Here is a 16,993-nt window from a genome sequence, read left to right as displayed (position 1 = left end):
ACGCATGTCACCCGCACGGCACCCGCCGCGCGCCTCCGTACCGGCATGCGGGAGGGCCCGCACCCCGGACGGGATGCGGGCCCTCGGCCGGCGCGGATCAGCTGGAGACGCCGACGGCCTCCTTGGCCAGGTCGGCCAGGCGGGTCTGCGCGGCACTCGCCACGTTCGACCGCTTCTTGTGGGTCTCCTCGTAGCGGATCACCACGTTCACGTCGTGCGGCGTCGTGAGCTTCTTGATCGCCTTCACGGCGTCAGCGACCGCCATCGAGTCGTAGCCGGGGATCGGCAGCTCGTCGGCGGTCAGGTCGCCGAGCTCCTCGCGGGCGGCCCGGGCCGCGGCGGCCGCCTCCGGCTCGCCCTCGCGCCGGGCGATGCGCTCGGCCCGGCGCAGGCCGGCGGCGCGGCTGACGGTGAGGGTCTCGCCGACGGCGCCGGTGAGCGCGGCGGCGCGGTCGGCCACGGCGCCGAGGCGCTCGGTGGTCTCCTCGCCTGCCTGCTGCACCGAGTCCAGCGCGGTGTTGACCGTGTTGTGCACGAACCGGACCGGCGCACCGGCGGCCCGGGCGACGGTGCCCGCGACCTTCTGCAGCGGGGTGGCGACCAGCGCGGCGGGGCCGCCCAGCGCCTCCTCCGCGAGGACGACGGTCAGCCACTCGACGGTGGCCGTGTGCGCGTCGACCAGCTTCTCGGCCAGCCGCCGGACCTCGGTCGCGCCGGCCTTCTCGGCCAGCACCTTGAGGTAGGTGGCGCGGTCGACCAGCTGGTGCTCGAGCTGCAGGTCGGTGAGCAGCGCCTCCTCGAGCGGGGCGGCCTGCTCGACGGTGGCCTTGAGGACGGCGGAGAGCCGGCCGATCGCGGGGGTGACGACGTCCGGGACGCCGCCGGCCGCGCGCAGCGCCTCGGTGATCTCGACGGTGCGGGCCGCGGCGTTGTCGGCGTTCTGGACGAGTTCGCGGCGGACGGCGTCGGTCCGGGCCTGCGAGATCCGGGTCCGGGCGATCTGCTCCTCGGTCTGCGTGAGCAGGACGAGGGCGCGCAGCTGGTTCTGGATCCTGGTGGCGTCGGTCATGACGAGAAACAACTCCGTAGATCGGGGATGACCTGACGGTCTGGTCCATGCCCCGGATCCGCGGAGTGCTAACTCCAGCAAGCGGATTGCTAGCAGTGAGGCCGCTCACTGCCGCCGCTCCGCGGGTGCGGACGCCGCGAGTGGCATCCCACCCCCGGCGTCCGCAACCCCGCGGGCTCAGACGAGCGCGTCCCGCTGGAGCTCGACCGGGGTCCGCGGCGTGACGCCGAAGCGCAGCACCGGCTGGGTGTCGTCGTCGTTCAGGTGCTGCGGGGCCAGGCGCGGCCGGCGCACGGGCAGCGGGGACGGCGGCAGGCGCTTGCCGCAGCCGACGCAGAACCGCCCGCGCTGCGCGACGGCGTCGCACTGAGTGCACGTCATGGATGCCTCCCCGAGGGCGTGGACCGGTGGTCCTGGAAACGGAACAGCAGAACCCTCGCAGGCCCGGGCGTCGATCTGGGTCGGCCGGGGCGGGGTGGGACGACACGTCATCCAACCGTCATCCACGGAGCGGGACGGCCGCTCAGCCAGTGGGATGGGCCTGCTCCAGGAGCGCGTGGAGGCGGTCGAGGAAGGGCAACTGACCCTTCACCAGCTTCGCGCGCGCCTCGTCGAGGCCGAACCAGGCGGCCCGGTCGATCTCTGGGAACTCCTGGACCCGGCCCGACCGTGGCGGCCACTCCAGCTCGAAGGTGTTGCTGGTGCAGGCAGCGGCGTCGAGGTCGCCCTCGGCCGCCCAGATCGTGAGGACCTTCCCGGAGGCGCGGTGCTGCCCCAGCGGCACGAGGTCGGTGGCCGGGACCGGCGAGCCGAGTTCTTCGGCGAACTCGCGGTGCGCGACCGCCAGCGGGTCCTCGTCGGGGCCGTGCTCGCCCTTGGGGAGGGACCAGGCACCGTCGTCCTTGCGCGCCCAGAACGGGCCGCCCATGTGACCGAGCAGCACCTCCCGGCCGGTGGGGCCGAGCCGGTGCAGCAGGATCCCGGCGCTGGTCTTCGGCACGGTGCGATCCTGCCGGTCCGCGTCAGACCAGGCTGGTCCGGGTGACGCCCTGGCTGCGCCAGTACTCGTTGAGCGCGTTGTTGGTGCGCACGAACCAGATGAACGGGCCGACCAGGATGAAGATGCCGGGGAAGAACCACAGCGCGGTGAGGGCGGTGACCGGAGGGGCCTGCCCGCGGCGCTCGTAGAGCCGGCCGACCTCGTTGCTGAGCAGGAACGGCGAGACGATCCCGAAGATCACCGCGATGATCAGGGCGATGATGCCGCCGAGCCCCTCGCCGGTGTGCCGCTTCATCTCCTCGTGGGTCTGGAAGTAGTAGACGAAGCCCCAGACCCCCAGGGTGACGAAGAAGAGCAGGATGATCATCCCGGTCGGGCGCATGGTGCCCAGCGCGCCCGTGGGCTGGCTGTACTGCCCCCACGGCGGCGGGCCGGGCATCGGCTGCGCCGGGTACGTCCCGTCTCCCTGCCCGTAGGGCTGCTGCTCGTAGGGCTGCTGGCCGTGGGGCTGCTGCTCGTAGGGCTGCTGGCCGTAGGGCTGCTGGCCGTAGGGCTGCTGGCCGTAGGGCTGCTGGCCGTAGCCCTGCTGATCGGGGCCCGGCTGGCCGGGCGACGACGACGGCTCGTGCTCGGGCGTGGACATCCGGCACCTCCTCACCGACGGGCAGGTCCGCAGTGTGGACCCACCCGGAGCGGTGTGGGGCGCACCGGTGCGCGCCGTCCTAGCGGCCGCGCCACTCCGGGCGGCGCTTCTCCAGGTAGGCGGCGATGCCCTCGCGGCGGTCCTCGCTGAGGTAGGGGTTGGGGCCGACGTCGAGGCGCAGGGCCTGCCACAGCGGGAGCTCGACGCCCTTGACGGCGGTCTCCTTCATGCGGCGGACGCTGATCGGGGCGTTCCCGGCGATCTTCTCGGCGAGGGCGAGGGCGGTCGGACAGGACGTCGTCGGTGTCGACGATCCGGTTGACCAGGCCCCAGCGCTCGGCGTCCTCGCTGCTGACGTACTCGCCGACCAGCAGCATCTCCAGCGCGATGCCCATCGGGATGCGCTTGGGCAGGACGACGGAGCCGAAGTTGGCGCCCATGCCGATGGTGGCTTCGGGGAGGCCGAGCTTGATGCCGGGCGCGGCCACGCGGAGGTCGCAGGCGAGGGCGAGCTCGAAGCCGCCGGCGACGGCGTGGCCCTGCAGCGCGGCGACGACGGGGATGGGCGTCTCGGTGACGACCTCGAAGATCGACCGCCCGGGCCGGCCCATCGGCGGCCGGAACCGCTCACCGCGCTCGTCCTGGGCGCGGATCTCCTTGAGGTCGAAGCCCGCGCAGAAGGCGGGGCCGTTGCCCGTGAGCACGAGAGCGCGCACCGTGCCGCCCTCCGCGGCGTCGAGGAGCTCCTCGACGAGGTCGGCCTGCACGTCGGTGGAGAGCGCGTTGCGCCGCTCCGGCCGGTCGAGGGTGAGCACGCGGACGTGCCCGCGGTTCTCGACGACCAGGCCCGACTCGTACCGCTTCGATTCGCTCACGCGCCATTCGTACCGGTCGGCGTCCTGCGCAGCGCACCGGGCCCTCCCCGGCAGGGCGCGCGAGCAGCCCGGGTCTCCCCCACCCCGCGGATCGACGCCTGGGCTCGTAAGCCCGACCGCCAGCGCAGCAGGTTCCACCACGGGCGTTCGGCAGCAGCCGAGCGCCCGGGTCGGGCAGGGACGACGGGTCAGGCGGAGATGAGGAACGGTTCGCCGATGAGGATCTCGGTGCCGTCGGGACGGTAGGTGCGCCATCGCCCGTCCGGTTGTCGCTCGATGCGGAACCCGTGGTGGACCTTGGTGTGGTGCCTCTCGCAGAGCAGCCCTGAGTTGTGCAGCGAGGTGTCCCCTCCGTCGACCCAGTGCACGACATGGTGCACGTCGCACCAGTAAGTGGGCGCATCGCAGCCGGCGAAGACGCAGTGCTGGTCGCGCACCTCCACCGCCCTGCGCAGGTGCGGCGGAACCAGCCGTTGACTGCGGCCCAGATCCAGCGGTTGGCCTTCGGGGCCGATGACGATGCGGGTGACGGTGCCGTCGCAGGCCAGCCATCGGGCCTTCGCCGCGGAAATGATGCTGCCGAACCCGGTCCGGCCCGCGCCGGCACCGGTCCCCGCGGCGGAGCTGGTGTCCATCAGGTCCTCGTGGTCGATCAGCACCCCGATGTGCGGCTTGTGGCCGCGCAGCACCGGCAGCGCTCCGGAGGCCAGCGCGTTGTCGCACAGCTGCACCAGCGCATCACCGGCCTGCTGGGCGCGGGTGCGGGTGTCCCCGGCGGGGCGGGAGGCCTGCAGGATCGCCTCGACCGCGGCCTGGAACTTCTCCCCACCCACCGCATCGAGCGTGCCGGAGAACGACAGCGTGCCGTCGGTGTGCTTGGCGAACGACAGCGACCGCTGCTCGGTCGGATCCGGCTCAGTGCCGTCGGGGTCCAGCCGCGCCAGGTAGTGCCCCACGGCCTGCCGCAGGTCGGCATGCGAAGCGCTGGTGGCCACATCGGTGAGCAGCCGGTCGATCTCGGCCACGTCCACGCCTTGGGCCTCGGCGCGGGCCAGGTTCACGTCGGCCACCACCGGCGCGATCACCGACACCGCCTCCGCCGGCACGAGACCCGCCGCGGCCGCCGCGGCGAGCACCGGCAGCCGCTCCGACGCCCGCCCGTTGCGCACCAGCTGGCTCGCCGCGCCCTGCGGCAACCGGTGGTGCCCCCGCAGCCAGGAGGCCATCGTCGCCTTGCCGTCGTGCTCCGAGGCCCGGGTCAGCTCACCCTCCCGCACCGTCCGGGCCAGCTCCGCATCGATCACGTTCCGCGCACCCACCAGCACGGTGGCGCGCTCCAGCACCGCCGGCCCGAACGACGACTTCAGTTCCTCACCGGCCAGCGCCGCGAGAGCACCGGTCAGGCACTCCATCGGCGTTCCGCACGCGGTCGAACACATGTACGAATAGTACCGACGCCAGGCGCACGAGCCCAGGTGAATCCCCAGGTCAGCTCGTTGTCCACAGCCCATCGTCCACCGGTTGACGCGCACCCCGCGGACGGGTCGGATCGATGCAACCGAACAGGAGAACCCCATGGCGAGCAAGGACCAGAAGGCCCACCAGAAGCAGCTGAAGGACGAGTACCTCCGGGCTCAGCAGGCGGCCAGCGCCTCCCGCATGCCGCTCGACGCCGAGCAGCTCCAGCAGCTGCTCGAGCACGTCGACGCCGCCGTGCTGGCGGCGGGCTGCGACCACGGGCTGCGGGCCACCGAGGCCTGGGCGCACGCACACCGGATCGACGTCGAACGCCTGCGCGAGGGGCTCGAGGAGTACGGCGGATTCTGCGACTGCGAGGTGGTGATGAACGTCTACGTCGAAGACGTGTTCACCGCCCGCCGACAGCAAGCACCCGGTACGAGGCGATGACTTCGCCTGGCCGCGGACGTCTGGGTGTGGACGAGGCCGACGACATCGGCCCGGGACGAGAGGCATGTGCATGACCGACATCCGGAACGACGTGGACGAGCAGCAGCTGCAGCGCTGGACGGCAGCGACCTGCACCGGCCTCGCGGACCTGCTCGCCGCCGGTCCCGATGACGCGTGGGACGCGGCCACCCTCTGCGCGGGCTGGCAGGCCCGGCACGTCGTCGCCCACGTGACGATGCCGGCACGGCTCACGGCCGAGCAGTTCGGCGCCGAGATGACGGCCGCCGGCGGGAGCTTCGACCGGCTCTCCGACACCGTCGCCGCCCGCGACGCCTCGCTGCCACCGGGCGAGCTGGAGGACGCCCTCCGCTCCCCGGCGCTGCACACCTGGGAGCCGCCGGGCGGTGGCGCGATCGGCGCCCTGAGCCACGCCGTCATCCACTCGCTCGACGTGACGATCCCGCGCGGGCGGCCGCCCGTGGCACCGGCCGAGGCCGTCTCCGCCGTGCTGGACCACCTCGCCGCCGCCGAGGGCGCGGTCTTCGGCATCGACCTCGCCGGTGTCCGCCTCGAGGCGACCGACACCGGCCGCAGCTGGGGCGACGGCGAGCCGGTCCGGGCGGAGAGCGGCGCACTCGTCGCGCTGCTCAGCGGCCGCACGCTCCCTGACGGCCGGGCGCTCCCCCGGCGGTGACCACGGTCCTCAGCGCGAGCCGCGCACCCGCATCGTGAGCACCGTGCCGACGCCGAGCGCCACACCCGGCACCGCCAGCCACATCGGCCAGAAGTACGTCAGCCCGGTGCCGAGGCTGACCAGCAGCCAGACGGTCACGTTCAGGGCCACCACCGACGCCCAGATGGTCCAGAGGATCTTCAGCGCCAGCGGGAACCCGGCCGGGCGGCGCACCACCGAGGCCCCGGCGGCCCGTGCCATCCCGGCCGCGGCCGCCACCGAGGTCACCGGCGCGGGCGACGCGGTCCGCGCCGGGAGGTCGGTGAACAGCCGGGCGAGGTCCCCGTAGGTCACCGCTGCGTAGGCCGCGGCGAGCCGGCGGTCGTACTCGTCCAGGTCCAACCGGCCCTCGTCGTGGGCGGCGCGCAGGCGGTCGGCCGCCGCCTGCCGGTCGGCGTCCCCCGCCCGCACATCGGGTGCGTGGGTCATGGCACCTCCGGTTGCGGAACGTCCGAGCATCGTCGCACCGGGGCCCTCCCCGGCGGAACGACGCGGCCCGCCGGACCCGCCCGTCCTGTGATCCCCACCGGCTTCTCGACGCAGGTGTCACACCTGCCCCACCCGTCGGGGAGCATGAAGGGACCATTCCGTCCTACCCGGTAGACAGGTGACATGGAGAGCACTGCCGAGTCCGACCTCCGCGACGCCGTGGCGCCGCGGACGACGGCCGTCTCCATCGAGATCACCTCCACGCCGGTGCTGAGCTACGCGCTCGCGCACAACGGCATCCCGGTCGTCCCCCGGCTCGCGCTCACGTCGGAGAGCACCGTCCGCGGCGCGACCGTCCGGCTGTCGGTCCGCGACGCCGAAGGCCCGATCGCCCGCCCGGTCGAGTTGCTGGCCGACCTCGACGCGGGGCGCTCCACCGTCCTCACCGACGTCGGCCTCGTCATGGACCCGGCCGCGATGCTGCAGGTCGAGGAGCAGCGCCCGGGCGTCATCGACGTCGAGGTGTGGGTCGACGACGTCGCCGAGGGCGGGCCGGTCCTCGCCGGCGAGGCGTCCCGCTCCGTCCAAGTGCTCGCCGCCAACCAGTGGCTGGCCTCTCCCCTGCCGCTCGCGCTGGAGATGCTCGCCGCGCACGTCACGCCCAACCACCCGGCGGTGACCGCGCTCGTCGCCGAGGCCGTCGACCGGCTGGAGAGCACCACCGGCAGCGGGGCTCTCGTCGGCTACGCCGCCACCGCCGAGCGGGTCGACGAGGTGGTCACCGCCATCGCCGAGACGCTCCGGGCCCGCGGCCTGCGCTACAGCGAGCCGCCGGCCACCTGGTCCGACGTCGGTCAGCAGGTCCGCACCCCGGGCGACGTCCTGACCTGGAAGGTCGGCACCCCGCTCGACACCGTCGTCCTCCTCGCCGCCGCCCTGGAGCAGGCCGGCATCCGGCCGCTGCTCTGGCTGGCCGAGGGGATCGGCGGGAGGGAGGGGGGAGCACACGCCTTCCTCGGCTACTGGCGCGAGGAGCGGAGTGCGGAGTCCGCCGCCACCACCGACCCCGCGGGCCTGGTCAACCTGGTCGACCTCGGGCTGATCGGCCTGGTCGAGACCACGCTGCTCACGAGCATGGGCGAGGTCGGCACCGACCTGCACCACCCGGCCTACGACGGCTGGCTGACCGGCGAGCTCGACCGCATCGTCGGCGTGACCGACGTGCACCGCGCCCGCCGCGACGGCATCGTCCCGCTGCCGGCCCGCGCCCGTGACGAGGCCGGCGTGCTGCAGATCGTCGAGTACCGGGCCGCGGTGCACAGCGCTCCCGCGCCGCCCGAGGGGACGACGGCGACGGCGTCCGCACCGAAGCCGGACGCGCCCGCGCGCGTGCAGCAGTGGAAGAACGCCCTGCTCGACCTCAGCCTGCGCAACCGGCTGATCAACTACACCGAGCGGACCGGGCTGGCGCTCACCGTCCCCCCGTCCGCGCTGCCGGTGCTCGAGCGGTTCGTCCACGACGGCACCCCGATCACCCTGCTCCCCGGCGACAAGCTGGCCGCCGTGCAGACCGAGCGCGGCCTGGCCGACGCCGGCGACCTGCCGACCGCGCAGCTGGCCGACCTCCTGGTCGAGCGCCGCGAGGTGCACGCCGACGTCACCACCGGCGGCTACCTGCCGCGGCTGCGCAACCTGGCCTACCGCGCGAAGACGGTGCAGGAGGAGACCGGCGCCAACAACCTGTACCTGGCGCTGGGCTCGCTGGCCTGGGAGCTCGACGGCCGGCCGCTGCGTTCCCCGCTGGTCCTCATCCCGGTGACGCTCACGCCGCTCAGCCGCACCGGCTCCTACCGGCTGGCGCTCGACGAGACCGGCAGCACCGCCCCCAACTACTGCCTGCTGGAGAAGCTGCGCCAGCTGCACGGGCTCACCGTCCCGACGCTGACCGAGACCGCCGACGGCACCATGGACGTCGAGGCCGCGCTCGAGGCCTTGCGGGTCGCGCTGGTCGGTCACGGGCTGCCCTACCGGGTGGAGGCGACGGCGGACCTCGCCGTCCTCCAGTTCGCGAAGTACCGGCTCTGGAAGGACCTCGACGAGCACTGGGCCGACTTCGCGGAGAACCCACTGGTCGCCCACCTCGTGCACGAGCCGACCGAGCCGTTCACCGACCCGGCGCTGGAGAGCGGCGCGTACACCGACCTGGACGACCTCGCCGCAGGGCTGCCGGTCGCCGCCGACTCCTCGCAGCTGCGCGCCATCGCGGAGGCCGACGCCGGCCGCACCTTCGTGCTCGAGGGCCCGCCCGGCACCGGGAAGTCGCAGACCATCACCAACCTGCTGACCCGCGCCGTCGCCCAGGGCAAGCGGGTGCTGTTCGTCGCCGAGAAGCGGGCCGCGCTCGACGTGGTCGCCCGCCGGCTGGACGCCGTCGGCATGGGCATGTTCGCCCTCGACCTGCACGACAAGGGCAGCCGCGCCTCGATGGTGCGGGCGCAGATCCGGCTGGCCCTGGAGCACGCAGTCTCCGTCGACGAGCAGGGGCTGGCCGCCGACTCGGAGAACCTGCGCTCGGCCCGCCGGCTGCTGGCCCGCTACGCCGACCGGCTGCACACCGAGAACGCCGCCGGGCTGTCGCTGTACACGGCACGCACCGCGGAGCTCACCGCCGGCACCGACGTGCAGCCGCTGCCGATCCCGCTGCCGTTCGTCGCGAACGCGCCGGCCGAGGTGCTCACCCAGGTGCGGCGCGCGCTGGCTCTGCTGCCCGAGATCGCCGACCTCACCCGGCCCTCGCCGCGCCACCCGTGGGCGTTCGTCGACTCGCCGTCCATCGACCTCCCTGGCCGCCCAGGCCGCGGCCGCCGAGGTCGACGAGGCGGTGCGCGGCGTCGCCGGGCTGCCCGCGCTGACCCAGGTGCTGCGGCACGCCCGCACGCCGGAGGACTTCGCCGCGCTCGCCCACCTGCTCGGCGGCCCGGCCGTCGGCCTGGACGTCCTCGACGAGACCTTCTCCCACCGCTGGACGACGGCGACCGGCGCGGTGCTGGGCGAGGTCGCGGCGTTCCTCGCCTTCCGGCACCCGGGCATGGAGCTGGTCGAGCCCGAGGTGCTCGGCCTGCCGCTGGCCGACATCTACGTGGCCGCGCAGACGGCGGCGGCGTCGTCCTGGTGGGGACGCCGGCGGCGGCTGATCGCGGTGCGCGACCGGCTCGCCCCGCACCTGCGGCCCGACGCCAAGGTCAAGCCGAAGGACGTCCCGGCGCTGGTCGAGAACCTGTGGCGGGTGCAGACCGCCGTGCAGCAGATCGCCGGCCGGGTCGCCGCGCTGCCGGGGATGACGCTGCCCGAGGGCTGGAACCCGTTCGTCGACCCGCAGCTGGTCGAGCGCCAGGTGGCCTGGCTGCGCCGCGCCGGGCAGGCCGTCGACGGCTCGTCCACCTTCCACGTGCAGCTGCGCAAGCTGATCGTGGCCGGCACCCCGGTCGGCGCCGAGACGGCGTCGGCGGTGCACCGCCTGCACGACGCGGTGACCGCGCTGCTGCACGTCGGCGGTGCGAGCGCCGACCAACTCGCCGCCTGGGCCGGCGACGACGGGTTCACGCTGCGCTGGTCGATGACCCGGCCCGAGCGCGGCTCCGCCGCTCCGTCGGGGCCCGGCGGCGCCGGCTCGGTGCTCATGTCGCTGCGCCGATGGGTCACCTTCCTCGACACCCTCGAGCCGCTGCGCTACGCCGGCCTGTTCGACGCGCGGCGGCTGCTGGTCACGGGCGCGATCACGGCCGACGACGCCGTCCGCGCGCTGGACCGGGGGCTGGCCGCGGCCTCGGTGACCGAGCGGCTGGACGCGACCGGGCTGGACCTGTTCGACGAGGGCGTGCACGAGAAGGCGATCGACCGCTTCACCGCCGCCTCGCGGGCTGTGCGCGAGCACCTCACCTCCGCGCTGCCGGCCTCGGTGCTGGCCACCCGCCCCTTCGACGCCGCGGCGGGCGCCGGCCAGGTCGGTGCGCTCCAGCGCGAGCTGGCCAAGCAGCGCCGCGGGCTGGGCGTGCGGCAGCTGCTCGCCCAGTACGGCGACCTGATCACCGCGGTCATGCCGTGCGTGCTGGTCTCGCCGGACTCGGTGGCCCGTTTCTTCCCGGCCGCCGCGGCGCAGTTCGACCTGGTGGTCTTCGACGAGGCCTCGCAGATCCGGGTGGCCGACGCCGTCGGGGCCCTGGGGCGGGCGAAGGCCGCCGTCGTCGTCGGTGACTCCAAGCAGATGCCGCCGACGTTCTTCCTCGAGCCGACCGCCTCGGTCGCCGACGACGTCGTCGAGGTGGAGACCGCGGTCGAGGACGAGGAGTCGATCCTCAGCGAGTGCGTGCAGGCGCGGGTGCCGCGGCACTGGCTGTCGTGGCACTACCGCAGCCAGGACGAGTCGCTGATCGCGTTCTCCAACGCGCAGTACTACGAGAACCGGCTGTCGTCGTTCCCGGCGCCCACCCACGGCCGGGCGTCGGCCGAGCCGGACGGCCGCGGCGTCTCGCTGGTGCGGGTGCCGGGCACCTTCCACCGCTCGGGCGCCGGCCGGCTGCTGCGCACCAACCCGATCGAGGCCAAGGCGATCGTCGCCGAGATCCGCCGCCGGTTCGACGCGGTGCCCAAGTGGGAGGGCGTCGACGCGGTGCCCTCGATCGGCGTCGTCACCTTCAACGCCCAGCAGCGCTCCTACATCGAGTCGCTGCTGCGCGACGCCGACGACGAGCGGCTGGCCGCGGCGCTGGACCGCACCGACGGCGAGGGCCTGTTCGTCAAGAACCTGGAGAACGTGCAGGGCGACGAGCGCGACGTCGTCTTCTTCTCCACCGGCTTCTCCCCCACCGCCGACGGCACGCTGCCGCTGAACTTCGGCCCGCTCAACCGCAGCGGCGGCGAGCGGCGGCTCAACGTGGCCATCACCCGCGCCCGCCGGCAGGTCGTCGTCTTCTTGTCCTTCGACCCGGAGCAGCTGCGGGCCGAGGAGACCAGCTCGGTCGGCATCAAGCACCTGCGCGCGTACCTGGACATGGCCGAGCGGGGCACCGACGTGCTGCCACGCTCGCCCCGGTCGGTCGCCGTAATCGACCGGCACCGGGAGGAGATCGCCGACGCGCTGCGCGGGCGCGGGCTGGTGGTGCGCACCGACGTCGGGCTCTCGGAGTTCCGTGTCGACCTGTCGATCTCCCGACCTGTCGACCCGGAGACCCCGGTGGCCGCGGTGCTGCTGGACGGCCCGTCGTGGGCGCGCCGCGGCACGGTCGGTGACCGCGACGGGCTGCCGATCGAGGTGCTCGGCGAGCTGCTGCGCTGGCCCGTGGTGGAGCGGGTGTGGCTGCCGTCCTGGCTGCGCGACCCCTCCGTGGTGGTCGACCGGCTGGTCGAGGCCGTCGACGCCGTGCCGTCGGCCCCGGTGCTGCCCGCCCCCATCCCCCTGCCGACGGCGGCGCTCGAGTCGTTCAAGGGCGTGGCCGCGCTGCGCTCGTCGGTGACCGCGTCGGTGGCGCTGCCCGCGACGACCGCGCCGGCGAAGCCCGCCGCCAAGCCGGCCGCGGTCCGCAAGCCCGCCGGGCCGGTGCCGATGGACGGCGAGACCCCGTTCGTGCCGTGGATCCCGAAGGTCGCCGGCGAGAAGACCGTGCTCGACGAGCTACCCGCGTCCAAGGCGGCGCGGGCGGTGCGCCGGGTGCTGACCGCCGGTATCAAGGCCGAGGGCCCGATCCACGTCGACCGGCTGGCGAAGCTCACCGTCGGGGCGTTCGGGCTCACCCGGGCGACCGAGTCGCGCAAGTCGGCGCTGCTCTCGCTGCTGCCCCCGTCGGCGGTGCAGGGCGAGCACCTGTGGCCCGAGGGCGTCACGCCGGAGAGCTACGAGGGCTTCCGCCGCCAGGTCTCCAGCACCGACCGGCCCATCGACCAGGTGGCGTCGGAGGAGATCGCCAACGCGATGCGCGCGCTCTGCCGCGCCGCCGCCGGCATGCGGCGGGACGAGCTGTTCACCCAGACCGCCGCCGTCTTCGGGCACAAGCGCCGCTCGGCCGCGGTCACCGCGGTGCTCGAGGGGGCGCTCGCCACCGCCCTCGACCGCGGCCGGATCACCGAGCAGCCCAACGGCCTGCTCACCCACTGACTCTTTTCCGCTCTTCAGCGGACGAGCAGGCTGCTTCTCGGCGGAAGCGCAGGGTCCGGTCGCTCCCGGGTAATAGGGCTGCGCCGCTCCGCGTGCACGTGTTGACTGCACCGGCTGCGCAGCACCCCTGACCGCACACGGAGCGAATCGAAAGGACGATGGAGAAGATCAACGCACGCCTGCTCAACTGGGCGTCGATCCTGGAGGACACCACCCGCGAGCAGGCGGAGCGCACCGCGCAGATGCCGTTCATCCACCCGCACCTGGCCCTCATGCCCGACGCCCACCTGGGCATGGGCGCGACCGTCGGCTCGGTCATCCCGACCGACGGCGCGATCATCCCGGCGGCGGTCGGCGTGGACATCGGCTGCGGGATGATCGCCGTCCGCACCCAGTTCACCGCGGACGACGTCGCCGGCCGACCGCTGGACGTGCTGCACCAGCAGATCTCGCGCTCGGTCCCGCTGTCGGCGGGTGGCCGGAACGCGAAGATCCGGGCCAGCGCCGAGCCGCGGATCGCCGAGCTGCGGGACACCCCCGGTGCCGGGCAGGCCGACGCCGAGGCGCGGCAGTGGCCGCAGCAGCTCGGCACGCTGGGCAGCGGCAACCACTTCATCGAACTGTCCCTCGACGAGCAGGACCGGGTGTGGCTGTTCCTGCACTCGGGCTCGCGGGGTGTCGGCAACCGGCTGGCGCAGAAGCACATCAAGGTCGCCCGGGAGCAGTGCGCGAAGCGGCACATCCAGCTGCCCGACCGCGACCTCGCGTACCTGGTGGAGGGCGAGCCGGAGTTCGACCGGTACATCGAGGCGCTGCGCTGGGCGCAGCGGTTCGCCTACCTCAACCGCGAGGAGATGATGGACCGCTGCGTCGACCAGCTGGGCCGGTTCCTGGGCACCGAGGTCGAGCGGTACGAGACGGTCAACTGCCACCACAACTACACCGAGCGCGAGACGCACTACGGGCGCGAGGTGTGGCTGTCGCGGAAGGGCGCGATCTCGGCGCGGGAGGGTCAGCTCGGCCTGATCCCCGGGTCGATGGGCGCGGCGTCCTACGTGGTCGTGGGCAAGGGGAACGTCCCGTCGCTGATGTCCTCACCGCACGGCGCGGGCCGGAACTTCTCCCGCTCGGCGGCGCGGAAGCGGTTCACGCGGGCGGACCTGGACGCACGGATGGCGGGCATCGCCTGGGGGCGCTCGGACGCGTTCCTCGACGAGCACCCGGACGCGTACAAGCCGATCGACCAGGTCATGGCCGACGCCGCCGACCTGGTGGAGGTGCGGCACACGCTGCGCCAGATCGTGAACGTGAAGGGCGACTGAGCACCGGGCCGGCACCATGCGCAGACCGCGCTCGGACGCACGAGGGTGGTCATCCCCGCGGGGATGACCACCCTCTGACGTATGCGGGTGATGCGCAGACCGCGGCTCAACCCAGGGTGACCCTGCCCGTCCCGGCAGGCACGAGCTCGACCCAGGTGTTCCCGGGCGCGAGCAGCACGGGCGCGCCGCCGGGGCCGGTCAGGACGACCGGCGCGGTCTCCGACGCCTTCGACCAGCTCGCGGCGATGGTGCTGCCGCCGCTGGCGATGAGCGCCTCGCCGCCGCCGACCATGCGGGTCTCGGGGACCGGGTTGCCGGCCGGGTCGCGGAACGCGGTGTTGACGACGTCGACGCGCAGCACCACGACGTTCTTGGCGGCGAGCTGCGCGCCGTCCGACCCGGTCGCGGGTGTGTCGCCCTCGGCCCGCATCCAGCCCTCGTCCGGCACGCTCCACGCCCAGCTCGGGCGTCCGCTGCCGAGCTTGAGCTGCACCCGCGTGGTCGGCGTCCCCAGCGCGGCCGCGGTGGACGGCTGGCCGTCCGGCGCGAAGGAGAACTCGGGCGACGGCGGCGCCAGGTGGGCGGCGTCGGCCTGGGCCAGGAACCGCGCCGGGTCGGCGTGCACGTTGTGCGGCGCGGACCGGGTGGTCACCCGGAAGAAGCCGTCGGCGCCGGCGTCCTGGCTGAGCAACTGCGACCCGGTGTCGCCGATCGCCCGCACGAAGTCCGGGCCACCACCGGAGAAGGCGAACAGGCCGCGCAGCGGGCCGGCGATCGCGGCGTCCATCGGGCGCACCGAGCGGATCGGCCCGATCTCCGGCGGCACGTGCGAGTGGTAGACGGCGACGAAGCGGGTGATGCCGCCCTCGACGACCTCCTCCCACACCACGTCGGCGCTGCCCAGACCGGTCTGCGGCCGCGCGGCGGGCGAGTTCTCGATCTTCACCGCGAGCGCCGGGCGCTGCGGCGGCGCCTCGGCCATCACCCCGGTCAGCGGCCACGGCACCAGAACGGGTGCGGGTGGCGCGTCGGGGACCGCGGAGCTGGTCGAGCCGACCGGCGACAGCCCGTCGGAGCCGCAGCCGGCCAGCGGCAGTGCGAGCGCACCGATCAGCGCGAGGGCTCCGGCCGTGCGGCCGAGGGAGCGGCGGGAAGGCGTCCGGTGGGACATGAGGGCGAGCTCCTGCGTGCGGTGCGGACCGCCCGCCGAACGGGCTCCGCGTCACGATAGGGCGCAGAGACCATGACCGAGCGTGACGCCACACCGCATGTGACGGCTGAGGCTCAGGTGCGGGAGAGGGCCAGCACCGTGACGTCGTCGGTCCCCGGCGGGGCCAGCGCGCCGAGCACCGACTCGAGCAGCTGCTCCGGCGCCGCCGGACCGCCGGCCACCGCCTGGCGCAGCGCATCGAGCCCGCTCTGCAGCCCACCGCGGCCCCGCTCGACCAGGCCGTCGCTGAACAGCACCAGCCGGTCGTCGCCGACCAGCCTCAGCCGGGCCTCGGCGTAGGTCGGCGCGTCCAGCACCCCGAGCGCCGGCCCGCGACCGCCCATCACGTACTCGGCGCCGCCCTCGTGCGCGTGCAGCACCGGCAGGTGCCCGGCGCTGGCGACCACGACCTCGCCGGTCCCCGGATCGAGCTGGGCGACCACCACGGTCGCCATCTCGCCGGGCAGCAGCGCGCTCGTCACCTCGTTGATCATCGCCAGGGCCGCTGCCGGACCGGCCGCGCGCAGCAGGTGCGCCCGCAGCGCGTGCCGCAGCTGCGCGGTCACCGACGCGGCGGCCAGGCCGTGCCCCGCGACGTCCCCGAGGACGACGGCGAGCGTCCCGCCGGGCAGCGGCACCAGGTCGTACCAGTCGCCGCCGACGACGTCCTCCGCGCTGGGCACGTACCGGGCGGCCATCGCCACCCCGGGCACCTTCGGCAGCTCCTCGAGCAGGAGCGTGCGCTGCAGCGCCCCGGCCAGCCGGTTGTCCTCCTCGGACCGGTTCAGCGTGGCGGCGGCGAGGTGCCCGGCCAGGGCTCGGGCGGCGGCCACCTCGTGCTCGCGCCACGGCCGCGACGTGCCGCGGACGATCTCGCTCCACGCGTCGAACGAGCGGCGCGGGCTCAGCCGCGGGCCGTCGTCGGTCTGCGCGACCTTGGACTCGTAGGGGTTGCCGCCCCAGGTCACCTCGCGCAGCGTCTCCGGCCGGAACCAGGCCAGGAAGTCGCCCGGCCCGACCGGGACGGCGAGCACCCCGCTGGCGGTGTCGACGAGGTCGGCGGCGTCCGGCACCAGTGACGAGGCCGCGTCGGTGGCGGTCGCGCCGGCGGCCAGCAGCGCCGCCACGATCCCGGGCACCCGCTCGGCGGGCGGCGTCGTCCCCAGGAGCCGGAGCTGACCGCCCAGTCGCACCGCGGCACCGGCGGCGGGCAGCAGGTCCAGGACGGTCACGTCCTGCTCGGTGAGCGCAGCCCCGAGCGCGCGCGGCGTCCGGCCGACGGCGGCGGAGAGCTCGGCGGCGCGCTCGGCGACGTCGACGATGCCGTCCAGCTCGCTCTCGGCGACCACGGTGCGCAGCAGCAGCGAGGCGGTGCGGCCGAGGAACTCCGCGGCGGTGCGGTCGGCGTAGGACGGGCGGTGCGGGCCGGCGTAGTGGTGGCAGGAGATGAGCCCCCACAGCCGGCCGCGGTCGATGAGCGAGACCGACATCGACGAGACCACGCCCATGTTGGCCAGGTACTCCAGGTGCACCGGCGAGACGCTGCGCAGCATGGCGCCCGACAGGTCCAGCGGGCGCCCGGTGCCGGGGACGACGGCCGGCTCCAGCGGCACCCGCGCGTAGCCGGCGTCGGGGATCAGCCGCATCCAGTTG

General features: G+C 74.2%; 14 protein-coding genes. 5 read left to right on the top strand and 9 right to left on the bottom strand.

Annotation, left to right across the window (positions count from 1 at the left end; genetic code table 11):
* Positions 1 to 97: 97 nt before the first annotated feature.
* The 6 genes from JKP76_RS11445 to JKP76_RS11420 form a co-directional block, all read right to left on the bottom strand.
* Complete coding sequence (locus JKP76_RS11445) at positions 98 to 1,069, bottom strand: ferritin-like domain-containing protein (RefSeq protein WP_200490934.1); 972 nt, start codon at positions 1,067 to 1,069, stop codon at positions 98 to 100.
* Between the two features lie 177 nt (positions 1,070 to 1,246).
* Positions 1,247 to 1,450: a hypothetical protein gene (locus JKP76_RS11440; protein WP_200490933.1), complete on the bottom strand. Its 204-nt coding sequence runs from the start codon at positions 1,448 to 1,450 to the stop codon at positions 1,247 to 1,249.
* Between the two features lie 142 nt (positions 1,451 to 1,592).
* Positions 1,593 to 2,069, bottom strand: a complete 477-nt coding sequence (locus JKP76_RS11435; protein WP_200490932.1) for an NUDIX domain-containing protein — start codon at positions 2,067 to 2,069, stop codon at positions 1,593 to 1,595.
* Positions 2,070 to 2,091: 22 nt separating this feature from the next.
* Positions 2,092 to 2,712, bottom strand: coding sequence for a DUF4234 domain-containing protein (locus JKP76_RS11430; protein WP_242471272.1), 621 nt, complete (start codon positions 2,710 to 2,712; stop codon positions 2,092 to 2,094).
* 11 nt (positions 2,713 to 2,723) lie between these two features.
* Positions 2,724 to 3,587: an enoyl-CoA hydratase/isomerase family protein gene (locus tag JKP76_RS11425; protein ID WP_309232922.1), complete on the bottom strand. Its 864-nt coding sequence runs from the start codon at positions 3,585 to 3,587 to the stop codon at positions 2,724 to 2,726.
* 188 nt (positions 3,588 to 3,775) lie between these two features.
* A complete protein-coding gene (locus tag JKP76_RS11420; protein WP_309232921.1) occupies positions 3,776 to 5,026 on the bottom strand; it encodes a DUF222 domain-containing protein in 1,251 nt (416 codons plus the stop codon).
* A gap of 136 nt (positions 5,027 to 5,162) precedes the next feature.
* Here JKP76_RS11420 and JKP76_RS11415 point away from each other — a divergent pair, with 136 nt between their 5' ends.
* The gene (locus JKP76_RS11415; protein WP_200490931.1) at positions 5,163 to 5,495 is read left to right on the top strand and encodes a DUF2695 domain-containing protein; all 333 of its coding nucleotides are present in this window, start codon (positions 5,163 to 5,165) and stop codon (positions 5,493 to 5,495) included.
* A gap of 70 nt (positions 5,496 to 5,565) precedes the next feature.
* A complete protein-coding gene (locus JKP76_RS11410) occupies positions 5,566 to 6,189 on the top strand; it encodes a maleylpyruvate isomerase family mycothiol-dependent enzyme (protein WP_200490930.1) in 624 nt (207 codons plus the stop codon).
* A gap of 9 nt (positions 6,190 to 6,198) precedes the next feature.
* Here JKP76_RS11410 and JKP76_RS11405 read toward each other — a convergent pair whose 3' ends face one another.
* The gene (locus tag JKP76_RS11405; RefSeq protein WP_200490929.1) at positions 6,199 to 6,657 is read right to left on the bottom strand and encodes a DUF1707 domain-containing protein; all 459 of its coding nucleotides are present in this window, start codon (positions 6,655 to 6,657) and stop codon (positions 6,199 to 6,201) included.
* Positions 6,658 to 6,840: 183 nt separating this feature from the next.
* Between JKP76_RS11405 and JKP76_RS11400 the strand changes: the two genes are divergently transcribed.
* The 3 genes from JKP76_RS11400 (at position 6,841) to JKP76_RS11395 (ending at position 14,130) form a co-directional block, all read left to right on the top strand.
* Entirely contained in the window at positions 6,841 to 10,911 is a 4,071-nt protein-coding gene (locus JKP76_RS11400; RefSeq protein ID WP_242471270.1) for a DUF4011 domain-containing protein, read from the top strand.
* Positions 10,912 to 10,921: 10 nt separating this feature from the next.
* Entirely contained in the window at positions 10,922 to 12,808 is a 1,887-nt protein-coding gene (locus JKP76_RS20925; protein WP_242471840.1) for an AAA domain-containing protein, read from the top strand.
* A gap of 158 nt (positions 12,809 to 12,966) precedes the next feature.
* Positions 12,967 to 14,130 carry an RtcB family protein gene (locus JKP76_RS11395; RefSeq protein ID WP_200490928.1) on the top strand — a complete coding sequence of 388 codons (1,164 nt, stop codon included), beginning with the start codon at positions 12,967 to 12,969 and terminating at the stop codon, positions 14,128 to 14,130.
* A gap of 106 nt (positions 14,131 to 14,236) precedes the next feature.
* Here JKP76_RS11395 and JKP76_RS11390 read toward each other — a convergent pair whose 3' ends face one another.
* Both JKP76_RS11390 and JKP76_RS11385 read right to left on the bottom strand, forming a co-directional pair.
* Complete coding sequence (locus tag JKP76_RS11390) at positions 14,237 to 15,301, bottom strand: DUF3048 domain-containing protein (RefSeq protein WP_242471269.1); 1,065 nt, start codon at positions 15,299 to 15,301, stop codon at positions 14,237 to 14,239.
* Between the two features lie 113 nt (positions 15,302 to 15,414).
* Positions 15,415 to 16,986: a SpoIIE family protein phosphatase gene (locus JKP76_RS11385; protein WP_200490927.1), complete on the bottom strand. Its 1,572-nt coding sequence runs from the start codon at positions 16,984 to 16,986 to the stop codon at positions 15,415 to 15,417.
* Positions 16,987 to 16,993 lie beyond the last annotated feature (7 nt).

The organism is Blastococcus sp. TML/C7B, assembly GCF_016612845.1.
Classification (GTDB): Bacteria; Actinomycetota; Actinomycetes; order Mycobacteriales; family Geodermatophilaceae; genus Blastococcus.
This window is presented reverse-complemented; position numbering and strand designations above follow the sequence as displayed.

What these genes read in the sequence shown, in the direction of transcription:
- JKP76_RS11445 (WP_200490934.1), bottom strand. Translation starts at nt 1,069, where the DNA reads ATGACCGACGCCACCAGGATCCAGAACCAGCTGCGCGCCCTCGTCCTG.
- JKP76_RS11440 (WP_200490933.1), bottom strand. Translation starts at nt 1,450, where the DNA reads ATGACGTGCACTCAGTGCGACGCCGTCGCGCAGCGCGGGCGGTTCTGC.
- JKP76_RS11430 (WP_242471272.1), bottom strand. Translation starts at nt 2,712, where the DNA reads ATGTCCACGCCCGAGCACGAGCCGTCGTCGTCGCCCGGCCAGCCGGGC.
- JKP76_RS11420 (WP_309232921.1), bottom strand. Translation starts at nt 5,026, where the DNA reads ATGTGTTCGACCGCGTGCGGAACGCCGATGGAGTGCCTGACCGGTGCT.
- JKP76_RS11415 (WP_200490931.1), top strand. Translation starts at nt 5,163, where the DNA reads ATGGCGAGCAAGGACCAGAAGGCCCACCAGAAGCAGCTGAAGGACGAG.
- JKP76_RS11410 (WP_200490930.1), top strand. Translation starts at nt 5,566, where the DNA reads ATGACCGACATCCGGAACGACGTGGACGAGCAGCAGCTGCAGCGCTGG.
- JKP76_RS11405 (WP_200490929.1), bottom strand. Translation starts at nt 6,657, where the DNA reads ATGACCCACGCACCCGATGTGCGGGCGGGGGACGCCGACCGGCAGGCG.
- JKP76_RS11400 (WP_242471270.1), top strand. Translation starts at nt 6,841, where the DNA reads ATGGAGAGCACTGCCGAGTCCGACCTCCGCGACGCCGTGGCGCCGCGG.
- JKP76_RS20925 (WP_242471840.1), top strand. Translation starts at nt 10,922, where the DNA reads ATGCCGCCGACGTTCTTCCTCGAGCCGACCGCCTCGGTCGCCGACGAC.
- JKP76_RS11395 (WP_200490928.1), top strand. Translation starts at nt 12,967, where the DNA reads ATGGAGAAGATCAACGCACGCCTGCTCAACTGGGCGTCGATCCTGGAG.
- JKP76_RS11390 (WP_242471269.1), bottom strand. Translation starts at nt 15,301, where the DNA reads ATGTCCCACCGGACGCCTTCCCGCCGCTCCCTCGGCCGCACGGCCGGA.
- JKP76_RS11385 (WP_200490927.1), bottom strand. Translation starts at nt 16,986, where the DNA reads ATGCGGCTGATCCCCGACGCCGGCTACGCGCGGGTGCCGCTGGAGCCG.